Genomic DNA, 12,593 nt, shown 5'->3' on the forward strand with positions numbered 1-12,593 from the left:
TCGAAGATGCCGCGCCCCTTGCATCCGGTCTCGCCGGGCATTCGAACCGTGCTCGGCATTTCGTTCTTCGTGCTGTTCGTGGCGTTCTGGGCGTGGATCACGCTTGGCGGCCACGTCAATCGCATTTTCCTTGCCGATCCGCTGTCGATGATGAGAGACGGTTGGCGGCTGCTGGTCGAGGACCGCTTCTGGCTCGACATCCTTATCACCATCTGGCGCGTCTTCAGCGGGTTCTTGATGGCGGCCATCGTTGCCGTGCCGCTCGGCATCGTGATGGGTGCCTGGAAGCCCGTGGAGGCGTTCCTGGAGCCGTTCGTCTCCTTCGCCCGCTATCTGCCGGCATCGGCCTTCATCCCGCTGCTCATCCTGTGGGCGGGCGTTGGCGAGCTCGAAAAACTGCTGGTGATCTTCGTCGGTTCGGTGTTCCAGATCATCCTGATCATCGCGGTCAAGGTCGGCGGCACACGGCGCGACCTGGTCGAGGCGGCCTACACGCTTGGCTCGTCCGACAACGGCATCGTGCGGCGCGTCATCATGCCGGCCAATGCGCCGGAGATTGCCGAGACCCTGCGGCTGGTGCTCGGCTGGGCCTGGACCTATGTCATCGTCGCCGAGCTGATCGGCTCGTCGTCGGGCATCGGCTACATGATCATCAACAGCCAGTCGCGGCTGGCGACAGGGCAGATCATCTTCGGCATCATCGTCATCGGCCTGATCGGGCTGTTGTCCGATTTCGCCTTCAAGGCGCTCAACCGTTGGCTGTTTCCATGGAGCCTGGCGTGAGCAAGCTGCTCATCGAAGGCGTCTCGCGCACCTTCGCCGGTGTCGGCGGTGGGCAGCCGGTCAAGGCGCTGATGCCGATCGATCTGGCGGTCGCCGCCAACGACTTCATCACCATCCTGGGGCCATCCGGCTGTGGAAAGTCGACGCTGCTCAGGATCGTCGCCGGCCTCGAAGCGCCGAGTGGGGGACGTGTTCTGCTCGACGGCAGGGTGGTGGACCGGCCCGGTCCAGACCGCGGCATGGTTTTCCAGTCCTATACGCTGTTTCCGTGGCTGACGGTCGCCGAGAACATCGCCTTCGGCCTGCGCGAACGTGGAATGGCCGAGCACGAGCGCAGCGAAATCGTCGCTTCTTACGTCGATCTCGTCGGGCTGAGAGGTTTTGAAAACCATTGGCCGAAGCAGCTTTCCGGCGGCATGCAGCAGCGCACCGCGATTGCCCGGGCACTGGCCAACGATCCGGAGATCCTGCTGCTCGACGAGCCGTTCGGCGCACTCGACAACCAGACCCGCGGGCTGATGCAGGAACTGCTTCTCGGCATCTGGGAGCGCCGGCAAAAAACGGTGCTGTTCGTCACCCACGACATAGAGGAGGCGATCTTCATGGCGTCGCGCGTGGTCGTGATGACGGCACGGCCGGGCCGCATCAAATCGGACGTTGCCGTCGACCTGCCGCATCCGCGCCACTACACGCTGAAGACCAGCCCGGAGTTTTCGGCACTGAAGGCGCGGCTGACGGAAGATATCCGCGTCGAGGCGATGCGCACGGCGCAGATATAGTCGGGTCAGCAAGGCGCCTGAACGGCTCAGAGACTTCGTAAGTCCTTGATAGCACGTAAAGATGCAGCGGGTCCGTCGGCGATTGCGCGAATCCGTAGCGTTCGTAAAACGTGCGGGCGCCGTCGTTCTTGGCGTGGACGACGACCGCGCGGATACCTGCAATATCGGCCGCCTGCAACCTGCGCAGGACGGCATCGCGCAACAGTCCGCCGCCGACGCCTTTGCCTTGCCAGTCCAGACCGACCGCAAGACGCGCCAGCAGCATTACAGGCACCGGATGGCGGGCGAGACCTTTCGTCGATCGCTCGGGCGCCACCCTCATATTTAACTTCACCAACGACCAGGGTGTAAAGGCCGATCACATCTTCGCCAGAGAGACCAATGTAGGTCTGCGATGCATTGGCTTGCTCGTTTTGGAATGCATAGCGTACGAGAAAGCGATTGAGCGGTTCTTCACCGCAGTCGAACATGTCCACCAAATGCTTGCGGACCAGTTTCTCGATCTGGAACTCGCTCACGCTGGATCGCGACCGGAAAAAATGCTTGGTTCGTTCAATAAGCGCTTGAGGCGGGGGAGATCACGCGTTGGCGCGTCGAGCGCTGCCATGAACGCGATCCATTTTTCGGCGTCTAGATGAAAGCTGCGCCGGTCGGCTAATGTTTCTTCGGCTCGCGCAAGCTCGCTTTCAAGCACGAAATCGCTGGCGAACCGCGTTCGGTCGCGGCGGCGGTTGCGAGTGTACGCTTTGCCTGGGGGTAAGGCGCAAGTCCAGTTTTTCCGATCTGGTGGTTCTGGTCGTCATTGGTACCTCTCGATTGAAGGATACCACGCCAGACAATGTCATGACAATTTCGGCCGCGCGCGCGAAACGTGCTGGATCAAGCCGCCAGAAGCTGCTTGCGGTCGACGCGTTCCTGTTGCGGCGAGCGGGCGTACAACTCGCGATAGCATTTGGAGAAATGCGAGGCGGAAACAAAGCCGCAGGCGACCGCCACTTCGACCACCGGCAACGACGACTGGATCAGCAGGTGCCGGGCGCGGTCGAGGCGGATCTCCAGATAGTAACGGGCAGGGGAGCGCCCCATCTCGGTGCGGAACAGGCGCTCAATCTGCCGGCGCGACAGGTCGACATGGTCAGCGACCTCGATCAGCGAGAGCGGCTCGGAGAGATTGGCTTCCATCAGCTCGATAATGGTCAGAACCTTGGAATTCTGCACGCCAAGGCGGGCGCGCAGCGGCAGGCGCTGGCGGTCGGTCGGGCTGCGCACGCGATCAGTCAGCACCTGCTCGCAGACGCGGTTGACGAGGCTTTCGTCGAAATCGTCGCCGATCAGCTTCAGCATCATGTCGAGCGCGGCGGTGCCGCCGGCGCAGGTGTAGATGTTCTGGTCGATCTCGAAGAGGTCGGCGAAGACATTGGCCTTGGGGAACGCCTCGGAAAAGCCCGGCAGGTTCTCCCAATGGATGGCGCAGCGCTTGTTGGACAGCAGGCCTGCGGCGGCCAGGATATGCGCGCCGGTGCACAGGCCGCCGACGGCAACGCCGCGATTGTACTCCTCGCGCAACCAGGCAAAGGCCGATTTGTTCTGGTAGCGCTCGACATTGATGCCGCTGCAGACGATGGCCATGTTCGGCCGGTCCGGTCCGGACATTTTCTTGCGCTCTTCCTCCAGCGAGGTGTTGACGGCGCATTCGACGCCGTTCGAGGCGCGCACCGGCTTGCCGTCGATGCTGGCGAGCCGCCAGCGATAGGCTTCATAGCCGAGCATGCGGTTGGCCGAACGCAACGGATCGAGCGCCGTCGCGAAGGCGATCATGGTGAAATCGGGGACCAGGAAGAATACGAACGATCGCCGGATCGGGTGCTTTACGACGTTCACGGGTAGATCCTCACGCTGCAATGGCGCGAACAGGATGTCGCGATTAGCATAGCGACATCAGGAAAGACGTTTCCTGTCAATTGGCTAGATGGCAACGGAGCGACTTTATTTGCGACACGGGTCGCAAATGGGCAATCGCTATGCGGCGAAGGACGCGACATGCCGCCGGATCGAGCAAACGAGCCTACGCAGTCTGCGCACACGAAAACGCCGCCTCGGCAAAACCGAAGCGGCGCTGGATCGACTTCGAAGCAGCGCTAGGCTGCTTCCGCCCGGATTGCCGCGTCTCAGGCGACGAAGCCGAGGCGCGCGGCAGCCATGGCACCGGTCTGGCCAGGCATGGTGTTGGCCAGGCGCTGACGCTCGAGCGCGGTCGTCAGGTTCATTTCGCGACGGGCAAAGAGGCGGGCAAAAAGCTTCATGATCATCTCCATTCGGTTGCTCAGACGGGTCGCCTTCGCTTGATGGAGTGGGGCAGCTCGTTTGTTGATGATGATATAGGCTTACGTGAGGGGAAACTAAATCGCAAAAGCGAAGCACTTGATATGAAAAGCGACACGGAATGCGACAAATTTGGGCATTCTGCCCAGGATTTTCGATTATTTACAATGTGTTGATTGCCAGTGCGGGCTGCTATGCGACTTGCTCATATGCGGCATGCGACGGCGACATGGCTCGGGAAAATCATTGGAGTACAAACAAAAAGGCCTGCCGGGCTGATCTGCGCGGCAGGCCTTCAGCTGTTGATACACACGGTTTACTTTGCTCCAGCCCAGGATCCCACACCATGGCGAGTGCCGGCCTTGGCATCGGCAGCTTCAGGCCAGCCGATATCCTTCTGCAGTTCAATCGGCAGCGCGCGGATGGCGCGTTCCGTCTGGTAGCGGGCACGGGCCTCGCTGAACTCGGTCGCGATCCGACCGATGGATGACAGGATAGACATCTCATTCTCCTTCGCGTTGGGCCGGGTTGTCCCGGCGCTTGCAGCGTCAGGCGGTACACCGGGTTTGTTTCAGCTTCATTTGGTGTCGATTGCAGGTCCGTGTCATGGTTGTTTCGGGACCACTTCGATGCGTCCTGCTTTCGATGGAGTTGACTATCCTCCCAAACTGATGTTCAATCAAACGAAATGGAATGATGGTTTGCATCAGAAAAATTGAAGGTCGCTTGCCATGAACGCCCCACTCAATCATCCGCTGCCGCTGCTCGATCTGGATGTTCTGCGCACTTTCGTCGCGATCGCCGAGACCGGCAGCTTCACCACTGCGGCCAATGCGGTCTTCCGCACGCCGTCGGCCGTCTCCATGCAGATCAAGAAGCTGGAGGACATTCTCGGCCGCTCGGTGTTCGCGCGCGACGCCCGTTCGGTGACGCTGACCACCGATGGCGAGATGCTGCTCGGCTATGCGCGCCGGCTGCTGTCGATCAATCGCGAGGTGGTGTCGAAGTTCATCATTCCAGACATTGTCGGGGTGGTGCGGCTCGGCTCGCCGGACGATTACGGCGAACGTGTGCTGCCGCATGTGCTGAAGCGGTTCGCACAGTCGCATCCATCGATCGCGGTCGACGTCACCATCGACCAGAGCGTCAATCTGCGCCGGCGCATGGACGACCGGGCGCTCGATATCACGCTGCTCACCAACTCCTACAAGACCAGCGCGATCGGCGCCGAAGTTCTGCTCACAGAGCCGATCGTCTGGGCCGGTGCCAAGGGCGGTTGCGCGCATCTGCGCGAGCCGCTGCCGGTCTCATTGTGGGAAGAGGGCTGTGCCTGGCGGGCAGGGGCATTGGAGGCGCTTGGCCGCGAGGGCCGCAACTACCGTATCGCCTATATGAGCGCGCACACGGCCGGCCAGCGCGCCGCGATCATGGCGGATCTTGCGGTGGCGCCGCTGCCGAAATCCTTCCTCGGCAGCGACATGGTCGAGCTGTGCCCGAAGGACGGCATGCCTGACATCGGCACCTACAACCTCGCCATGGTGGTGACGCCGGACGCCAGCGCGCCGGTGAAGGCAGTCGCCGACCATATCCGCGCGACGTTTGAGATGTTCAGGGAAACTGGGAAGTTCTGAGCCAAACTACGACCTGAGCGGCGCAACCAGATCGCGAGGGGTTCCGTCGCGGTCTGCCCTTTGCAGCGACAACTCTCCTGCCTTGGCATGATAACTGTCAGTTTTGTTGGTCAAGAAGGCCACTATGCTGTCCCGCGCGCGTCGCGCCTCCGGCATGTCGATCAACGGCCAGACATGGAACATGCCTTGCTCGTGGACGACCTCAATTTCGACGCCGGCCGCGCGTGCCTTTTCCGCGAAGATCAGATTGTCGGGGGTGAGCAGATCGCGTGAACCGGTCAGCAGCAGCGTTTTGGGCAGCACCGACAGGTCGCCGTAAACCGGGCTGATGCGCCAGTCGGTGGGATCTATGCCGGCGCTGTAAAGTCGGATCGCCTCGCGGCCGCCGGCAATGCCCAGCCACGGATCGTTGCGTTCGGCCTCATACATTTCTGGGTTGGCGAGCGACACGTCGAGACCGGGCGAAATCAGCACGTGGCGTGATGGCAAGGGCAGGCCATTTTGCGCAGCCATCATCGTCAGCACGACGGCCATGTTTCCGCCGGCGGAATCGCCCATGAAGATGATATCAGTCGCGCTGGTTTCGCCGAACATCTGGCGGTAGACGGCGCCGACCATGCCGAACATGGCGTGAAAATCGTGTTCGGGAGCAATGGGATAGATCGGCACGGTGATACCGAACCCGAGGCGGTCGGCCATGTCGGCGATCAGCCGCCAATGATAGGGTGTGATTTCAAAGACATAAGCGCCGCCGTGCAGGTAGAGAATCCGCCTCCGCTCACCAGCCTGGGGAGCGATCTCGTAGACGGGAAAGCCGTTGATCGTGCGGGTTGTGATCTCCAGGCGTGACCGCAGCGACGCAGGCGGCTGATGGTTTTCCGTCTTGCGCGCATAGGCGATCCAGCGCTGCAGGTTCTCGGGGCTAGAAAACGCCTTCTTGCGGCTGTACCTGAGGACGAACGACACGACGTGGCTTTTGAGACTGGGCATGCAGATACACGGACTTCGGCTGAGCCGACTAAGAGAACCCCCGACTATTTCGAAGATTGTGTCGCCACCAAAAAAGTCAAGATTGGTGCAATCTCAACACGGTCGTTTGATCCCAGCTGTCGACAAAACGTCCGGCCATGAAGTCTCTGGCCTACCGGCGCAGCTCAACGCCGCGGCAGCAACGCGGCGCGCAGCCAATTGCTGGGTGCAGCCGGAGCCGCATTGCGGCTCCGGCGAATACCGAGCAGCTTGCATTTGTCGATGAATTTCATCCGCGCTGCATGCCCCATCCGACCGAAAGCTGCCTTTCGCTCGAACGCGGCGACACCGGCCAGCCAATGTCCTTTTGGATCTCAGGCGGCAAGCTGTTGAGGATGCGCAGCGACTTGCGCGCTTCGCGTGTTTTCTTGAAGGCCGCACCATAGCGGCCGAGGCTTTCGAACATCGACATCTTGATCTCCTTGGAGCGTTGCGGTGGCCGAAAACTGTTTCCGCCTGCCGTTCGATGCCGGTTAAATGCTCCGCCTATGTATCTGGCGAATTTCACGAAAACGCGATTTCGTTTCCAGATCGGCGCGATCTGGAAACATTTGCATACAAATGAAAATGGAAGGTCTGACAGCCTAGCGGAGGCGAGTCATCCCCGCCCGCGCCGCGCGGCGTGGCCTTCGCGCGAACGCCGCCGCGGGGCAGCGTCGCCGGCAATGCCGTCTTCGCTCACCGTCTTGCGCGGCGGCAGTTTCACCGCCGCCGACAGCTTGGGAAACGGGTCGATCTTGTTCGGGAGCGCCATGGCATAAACGAAATGTTCCTGGAATTTCGGCTCCAGCGCCGTCTCGATCTTCTCGATCTTGCTAACGGTTTCCTCGATCTCGCGGCGATAGCCACGGTTCAACAGCGCCATGCGGGCGCCGGCGCCGGCCGCATTGCCAACGGCCGAGACCTTGTCGAGGTCGCAATCCGGAATCAGGCCCAGTACCATTGCGTATTTCGGGTCGATGAACGAGCCGAATGCGCCGGCGAAGTGGATGCGGTCGACATGATCGGTGTGCTGCTTTTCCATCAAAAGCTTGGTGCCGGCATAAAGGGCGGCCTTGGCAAGCTGGATAGCGCGCACATCAGTCTGGGTGATGGTGATCTTGGGCTCGCCTTCCTTCAGCACATAGGAGAAGGTGCGGCCATTGGCGACGACGCGAGGCGAGTGGCCGCTCAGCGATCCATCGACGACGCCGTCCTCGGAGATGATGCCGGCGAGATACATCTCGGCGACCACCTCGATGATGCCGGAGCCGCAAATACCGGTGACGCCGGTCGCCTGCACGCTGTCGAGGAAGCCCGGCTCGTCGGACCAGAGTTCCGAGCCGATGACGCGGTATTTCGGTTCCAGCGTTTCAGGATCGATGCGGACGCGCTCGATGGCACCCGGTGCGGCGCGCTGGCCACCGGAGATTTCCGCACCTTCGAAGGCCGGGCCAGTTGGCGATGAGGCCGCCACGACCCGCTGGCGATTGCCGAGCACGATCTCGGCATTGGTGCCGACATCGACGATCAGCATCATCTCGTCCTGGCGGTGCGGCCCTTCCGACAGCGTCACTGCGGCAGCGTCCGCGCCGACATGGCCGGCAATGCAAGGAAGCATATAGAGCCTGGCGCCCTGGTTGAGCTTCAAACCGATATCCGATGCCTTGATGTGCACGGCGCCGGAGACGGCTAGCGCGAAGGGGGCGCCGCCGAGCTCGGTCGGATCGATGCCGAGGAACAGATGGTGCATGATCGGATTGCCGACGAACACGGAATCCAGGATGTCGTTGCGTTGGACGTTGCCTTCGGTGCAGACTTTGTCCACAAGCCCCGAAATGGCCTCGCGCACGGCGACCGTCATGCCTTCGCGGCCGTCCGGGTTCATCATCACGTACGAGACACGGCTCATCAGATCCTCGCCGAAGCGGATCTGCGGATTGGATGTGCCCGACGAGGCGGCGACGCGGCCCGACAGCAACGACACCAGATGCATGGCGATCGTGGTCGAGCCGATATCGCAAGCAAGTCCGTACGCCTCGTTCTTGAGGCCGGGCCACAAAGCGATGACCCGTGCGGTCTCGCTGTCGGTGTCCTTGTGGATGGCGGCGGTCGCGGTCCAGTTGCCTTTGCGCAAAATGCCTTGCACCTGCGGCAACAGATGGAAATCGAAATCGAGGCTCTTGAGGCCCCAGTCCTTCATCAGCGCGATCTTCAGACGGTCGAGGTCGCCGAGCGGCTTGTGCATGTCGGGTTCTTCGATCTCGACATAGCACATGCGGATTGCCGCATCTCGTGCGATGACCCTGGTGTCGGCGTCCTTGCGGATGGTCTGCGCGTTGATGACGGTGTCCTGCGGCACGTCAACGACGAGATCGCCGAGAATTTGCGCCGAGCAGGACAGCCGGCGGCGCCCGGGCAGGCCGCGTACGCGCTCGTAGCGCTCTTCCTTGGCACCCTTGGGCGAGAGGTGATCGTTGGAGGAAACGATCTTGTGCTTGGCGAAATTGCCTTCCTGCACCTCGATCTGGCAACGCCCGCAAGTGGCGCGCCCGCCGCACACGCTCTCGACATAGACACCGAGCTGGCGCGCTGCATCCAGAACCGGCGTGCCGACCGGAAACCGCCCGCGCTTGCCCGACGGCATGAACAGCACGAGCGGATCGGTGATGTTGACGGGAGAGTTCATACGTTCCAGACTTTACTTTCTACGCAGCTCGGGTCTTGGCCACGGCAGCGATGCCGCTGTGTCTCGGTTCCTCCCCAGTCCTGGGCCCCATATCGTGTCGGCCAAGACCTGGCTCAACCCCGGGCCATACGCGCTTCGCGGCCGCCGCGCCTGCGTCCGCCATTGCCATTGCCATCGCCCGGCGCGTTGACCTGCGTCCGGGCGGCAACGGCCTGGCCGCCTTCAGCAGGCTTGTAGTCCTTGTAGGTCCTGATCCAGTTGGTGCAGTTCTCGTCGGTGCCGTTCAGCACGTTGGCGCCGCGCACCGCTTCCATTTCCTGCGGCCGCACCGGGTTCATGATCGCCGAGGTCATGCCGGCGCCGATCACCATCGGGATGAAGGCGGCGTTGATGCCATGACGGTGCGGCAGGCCGAACGAGATGTTGGAGAGGCCGCAGGTGGTGTTGACCTTGAGCTCCTCGCGCAGCCGGCGTAGCAGGGCAAATACCTGGCGGCCGGCATCGCCCAGCGCGCCGATCGGCATGACCAGCGGGTCGACGACCACATCATGCGCCGGAATGCCGAAGTCGGCACAGCGCTGAACGATCTTCTTGGCGACGGCGAAGCGCACATCGGGGTCCATCGAAATACCGGTCTCGTCGTTGGAAATGGCGACGACGGGAACGTTGTATTTCTTGATCAACGGCAGGATGGCTTCGAGCTTTTCCTCCTCGCCGGTGACGGAATTGACCAGCGGCCGGCCCTTGGCGACCTTCAGCGCCGCTTCGATTGCCGCAGTCACGGAGGAGTCGATCGACAACGGCAGGTCGACCAGGCCTTGCACGATCTCCAGCGTCTGCACCAGCAGCGCCGGCTCGGTGGCGTTGGGATCGACTGCAGTGACGCCGGCATTGACGTCGAGCATGGTCGCCCCACAGGCGGCCTGCTCCAGCGCATCCTTGATGACGGTCTCAAAATTGCCGGCGATCATTTCGGCGGCCAGTTTCTTACGGCCGGTCGGGTTGATGCGCTCGCCGATCACGCAGAAGGGCTGATCGAAGCCGATGATGATTTCTCGTGTCGCCGAGGCGACGATGGTGCGGGTCATGAAATCTCTCCATCGTGATATAAAGAGTTCTTTATATCGTTATCTGTTTCTGATCAAGCGAATGCTGACGATTCGCGCTGTCAATGCGCGGTCTTGACCATGTCGACCTGGGTTTCGGTGAGGTCGTCATGCAGTATGTGGTCGAGCCGGTCGGCAACGAGCTGGTCGTCGCGGCGGATTTCGCGTTTCCACGGCCGGCGACCCTTCAGCACGCCGGATTCGTCGACGATCTCGGCGACGTATTCTTCCTGGCGGTAGGCCATCACATGGACGCCGGATACACCGGGAATTTCCTTCACCTCATTGATGATGTCGATGCAGAGCTGCTTGCCTTCCTTCTTCTGATCCTGGGCGCCTTCCAGGCGCTTGACGATCTGATCGGGAATGTGAATGCCCGGTACGTTGGAGCGGATCCATTTGGCCGTCTTGGCCGAGGCCAGCGGCCCGACGCCGCACAGGATGAAACATTTCTCGGTATAGCCGAGATCGCGGACCTTCTGCATGTAGGTGCGGAACATCGGTACGTCGAAGCAGTACTGGCTCTGCACGAATTGTGCCCCGGCGGCGATCTTCTTGCCCAGCCGATAGGGCCGGAAATCGATCGGCGGCGCGAACGGGTTGATGGCCGCGCCAAGGAAAAGCTGCGGCGGCGTCGTGAGTTTTCGGCCGGACAGGAATTTGCCGTTATCGCGCATAACGCGGCAGGTTTCGAGCAGCGACATGCAGTCGAGATCGAACACCGGCTTGGCGCCGGGCTGGTCGCCGGCCTGCACGCCATCGCCGGTCAGGCAGAGCATGTTGGCGACGCCCATCGCAGCACCCCCAAGCACGTCGCCCTGGATGGCGATGCGGTTCCGGTCGCGGCAGGCGATCTGCATGATCGGGGCATAGCCCATGCGGGTCAGCAGCGCGCAGATGCCGACCGACGACATGTGGCAGTTGGCGCCGGAAGCGTCGACGGCATTGATGGCGTCGACCCAACCGTCGAAAATCCTGGCGCGGTTGTAGACGTCTTCCGGATCGGCGCTGTCAGGCGGATTGAGCTCGGTCGTCACTGCGAACTCGCCGCGCCTTAGGACGCGTTCCAGCCGGCCGCGCGAGGTGTGGCCGGGCAGGGGATCGAGCGGCAAATGGATGCCGGCCGGATTCTCGTCTGGCTGACGGCCGATCATGCCGACGCTCCGGTCTTCGTAGTATTCCGGGCCGCATTGCGGGCGGCCGCGGCCTGCGCGGTGACCCGCAGCCAGGCGGAGGTTTCGCGCAAGGACTGATCCACCGGCTTCTGCACGTCAAAAATCTTGTCGCCATGCGCCATGTTCCGCGAGCCTTCCCAAGCTTTGACCCAGACGCAAGGCATATCAGGCTCGACCTCGCAATTGCCGTTGGCGCGGACACCGCCGCAAGGGCCGTTGCGCAATTGCTTGGGGCAGTTCATCGGGCACGACATGCCGGTCGAGGAAAGAATGCACTGGCCGCACATGCGGCAGTCGAACATGAAGCCCTTGACGCGCTTTTCGACGAATTTCACCGGCCCTTCGACACGGCTGTAGCCGATGCCCTTCCACAGCGGATGGAGGAGCAGGAACATGTCAGCGAATTTGCCGTAGAACCATTCGAGCAGCCGCGAATGCCGCACAGACCAAAGGCGCACCGCGAAAGAGCGCTGCACACGCCGCTGTGGCGACACGTCGGCCGGCTTGTAGTCGGATTTCGGCGCCGCCTTCTTGACGATGGTCGCCTGGGTTACGCCGGCTCGAGCCGTCGTCGCCGGCATTGATTGGGGATCAGACATTTTCTTTGCCCCCCGCCTTGACCAGAGCGACCAGCCGCTCACGGTCGTATTTCGCATCAAGTTCCTGAAGAGCCTTCTCGGCCTCGGCTTCAAGATCGTCACTGACCGGGAGGGGTTCTGCCTTGCGCCATTCGGCAAGATAGTCGTCGGTGCCGCCAGCGCCGGTGCGCATGGCGCACATGTCGATCGCCTCGGTGAAGCGCAGCGGCAGTTCGCGCTTGGCGTTCTGCCGGCCCTTCTTGACGATGACCTGGGCGGGGATGTCGCGCCAGTAGACGACGATCAGATCGGCCATAATTTCCTGCTCCTGCAGAGCGCCGTGCGTCCAATCGGACGCACAAACGATGCTCTACCATTTAACTCCGCTGCATCGTGCTCTCCGAAGATCGATTCCGATCTTTTGGCCAATGCAGTGGTTTCGAGCATTGCCGGAAGCGCTGTTGGGCTGCTTGTTATGGGACGACGCGGGGGCCTTCAAAAGCGACGCAATCGACGGCCGCG

Annotated in this window: 14 protein-coding genes and 1 pseudogene; 3 read left to right on the forward strand and 12 right to left on the reverse strand. The window is 61.9% G+C overall.

What is annotated here, in order from left to right; all coding sequences use genetic code 11:
* The first annotated feature begins 6 nt into the window (after positions 1–6).
* Together NKI97_RS12345 and NKI97_RS12350 are read left to right on the forward strand one after the other, a co-directional pair.
* The gene (locus NKI97_RS12345; protein ID WP_352834310.1) at positions 7–783 is read left to right on the forward strand and encodes an ABC transporter permease; all 777 of its coding nucleotides are present in this window, start codon (positions 7–9) and stop codon (positions 781–783) included.
* A complete protein-coding gene (locus tag NKI97_RS12350) occupies positions 780–1,562 on the forward strand; it encodes an ABC transporter ATP-binding protein (protein WP_352452112.1) in 783 nt (260 codons plus the stop codon). Before NKI97_RS12345 ends, NKI97_RS12350 begins: the two co-directional genes overlap by 4 nt.
* 139 nt (positions 1,563–1,701) lie before the next feature.
* On the opposite strand, the pseudogene NKI97_RS12355 reads toward NKI97_RS12350, so the two are convergent.
* The 5 genes and pseudogenes from NKI97_RS12355 to NKI97_RS12375 all read right to left on the reverse strand — a co-directional run.
* A pseudogene (locus NKI97_RS12355) lies at positions 1,702–1,884 on the reverse strand (GNAT family N-acetyltransferase); the annotation flags it as partial.
* Between the two features lie 192 nt (positions 1,885–2,076).
* The gene (locus NKI97_RS12360; protein ID WP_352834311.1) at positions 2,077–2,256 is read right to left on the reverse strand and encodes a type II toxin-antitoxin system TacA family antitoxin; all 180 of its coding nucleotides are present in this window, start codon (positions 2,254–2,256) and stop codon (positions 2,077–2,079) included.
* A gap of 185 nt (positions 2,257–2,441) precedes the next feature.
* Positions 2,442–3,380 (reverse strand): GlxA family transcriptional regulator, encoded by a 939-nt coding sequence (locus NKI97_RS12365; RefSeq protein WP_348625928.1) that lies wholly within the window; start codon positions 3,378–3,380, stop codon positions 2,442–2,444.
* 350 nt (positions 3,381–3,730) lie between these two features.
* Positions 3,731–3,865 (reverse strand): hypothetical protein, encoded by a 135-nt coding sequence (locus NKI97_RS12370; protein WP_013894968.1) that lies wholly within the window; start codon positions 3,863–3,865, stop codon positions 3,731–3,733.
* A gap of 335 nt (positions 3,866–4,200) precedes the next feature.
* Positions 4,201–4,386, reverse strand: a complete 186-nt coding sequence (locus tag NKI97_RS12375; RefSeq protein WP_352452109.1) for a hypothetical protein — start codon at positions 4,384–4,386, stop codon at positions 4,201–4,203.
* Between the two features lie 229 nt (positions 4,387–4,615).
* On the opposite strand from NKI97_RS12375, the gene NKI97_RS12380 reads away from it, so the two are divergent.
* Entirely contained in the window at positions 4,616–5,515 is a 900-nt protein-coding gene (locus NKI97_RS12380; RefSeq protein ID WP_023676521.1) for a LysR substrate-binding domain-containing protein, read from the forward strand.
* A gap of 6 nt (positions 5,516–5,521) precedes the next feature.
* Here NKI97_RS12380 and NKI97_RS12385 read toward each other — a convergent pair whose 3' ends face one another.
* From NKI97_RS12385 to NKI97_RS12415, 7 genes are all read right to left on the reverse strand, one after another.
* Positions 5,522–6,505 carry an alpha/beta hydrolase gene (locus tag NKI97_RS12385; protein WP_352742280.1) on the reverse strand — a complete coding sequence of 328 codons (984 nt, stop codon included), beginning with the start codon at positions 6,503–6,505 and terminating at the stop codon, positions 5,522–5,524.
* Positions 6,506–6,773: 268 nt separating this feature from the next.
* Positions 6,774–6,956 carry a hypothetical protein gene (locus tag NKI97_RS12390; RefSeq protein WP_023676518.1) on the reverse strand — a complete coding sequence of 61 codons (183 nt, stop codon included), beginning with the start codon at positions 6,954–6,956 and terminating at the stop codon, positions 6,774–6,776.
* 186 nt (positions 6,957–7,142) lie between these two features.
* Complete coding sequence (locus NKI97_RS12395) at positions 7,143–9,212, reverse strand: ASKHA domain-containing protein (protein ID WP_352834314.1); 2,070 nt, start codon at positions 9,210–9,212, stop codon at positions 7,143–7,145.
* 113 nt (positions 9,213–9,325) lie between these two features.
* Complete coding sequence (locus NKI97_RS12400) at positions 9,326–10,300, reverse strand: methyltetrahydrofolate cobalamin methyltransferase (protein WP_023676516.1); 975 nt, start codon at positions 10,298–10,300, stop codon at positions 9,326–9,328.
* An 80-nt stretch (positions 10,301–10,380) separates the two neighbouring features.
* Complete coding sequence (locus tag NKI97_RS12405) at positions 10,381–11,472, reverse strand: methylenetetrahydrofolate reductase (RefSeq protein WP_023676515.1); 1,092 nt, start codon at positions 11,470–11,472, stop codon at positions 10,381–10,383.
* A complete protein-coding gene (locus tag NKI97_RS12410) occupies positions 11,469–12,092 on the reverse strand; it encodes a methylenetetrahydrofolate reductase C-terminal domain-containing protein (protein ID WP_352452106.1) in 624 nt (207 codons plus the stop codon). Before NKI97_RS12410 ends, NKI97_RS12405 begins: the two co-directional genes overlap by 4 nt.
* A complete protein-coding gene (locus NKI97_RS12415) occupies positions 12,085–12,387 on the reverse strand; it encodes a virulence factor (protein ID WP_352452105.1) in 303 nt (100 codons plus the stop codon). Before NKI97_RS12415 ends, NKI97_RS12410 begins: the two co-directional genes overlap by 8 nt.
* Positions 12,388–12,593 lie beyond the last annotated feature (206 nt).

Origin of the sequence: Mesorhizobium sp. M0296, from assembly GCF_040321675.1 — a bacterium.
Lineage (GTDB): Bacteria > Pseudomonadota > Alphaproteobacteria > Rhizobiales > Rhizobiaceae > Mesorhizobium.

What these genes read in the sequence shown, in the direction of transcription:
- NKI97_RS12345 (WP_352834310.1), top strand. Translation starts at nt 7, where the DNA reads ATGCCGCGCCCCTTGCATCCGGTCTCGCCGGGCATTCGAACCGTGCTC.
- NKI97_RS12365 (WP_348625928.1), bottom strand. Translation starts at nt 3,380, where the DNA reads ATGATCGCCTTCGCGACGGCGCTCGATCCGTTGCGTTCGGCCAACCGC.
- NKI97_RS12370 (WP_013894968.1), bottom strand. Translation starts at nt 3,865, where the DNA reads ATGAAGCTTTTTGCCCGCCTCTTTGCCCGTCGCGAAATGAACCTGACG.
- NKI97_RS12375 (WP_352452109.1), bottom strand. Translation starts at nt 4,386, where the DNA reads ATGTCTATCCTGTCATCCATCGGTCGGATCGCGACCGAGTTCAGCGAG.
- NKI97_RS12380 (WP_023676521.1), top strand. Translation starts at nt 4,616, where the DNA reads ATGAACGCCCCACTCAATCATCCGCTGCCGCTGCTCGATCTGGATGTT.
- NKI97_RS12385 (WP_352742280.1), bottom strand. Translation starts at nt 6,505, where the DNA reads ATGCCCAGTCTCAAAAGCCACGTCGTGTCGTTCGTCCTCAGGTACAGC.
- NKI97_RS12390 (WP_023676518.1), bottom strand. Translation starts at nt 6,956, where the DNA reads ATGTCGATGTTCGAAAGCCTCGGCCGCTATGGTGCGGCCTTCAAGAAA.
- NKI97_RS12395 (WP_352834314.1), bottom strand. Translation starts at nt 9,212, where the DNA reads ATGAACTCTCCCGTCAACATCACCGATCCGCTCGTGCTGTTCATGCCG.
- NKI97_RS12400 (WP_023676516.1), bottom strand. Translation starts at nt 10,300, where the DNA reads ATGACCCGCACCATCGTCGCCTCGGCGACACGAGAAATCATCATCGGC.
- NKI97_RS12405 (WP_023676515.1), bottom strand. Translation starts at nt 11,472, where the DNA reads ATGATCGGCCGTCAGCCAGACGAGAATCCGGCCGGCATCCATTTGCCG.
- NKI97_RS12410 (WP_352452106.1), bottom strand. Translation starts at nt 12,092, where the DNA reads ATGTCTGATCCCCAATCAATGCCGGCGACGACGGCTCGAGCCGGCGTA.
- NKI97_RS12415 (WP_352452105.1), bottom strand. Translation starts at nt 12,387, where the DNA reads ATGGCCGATCTGATCGTCGTCTACTGGCGCGACATCCCCGCCCAGGTC.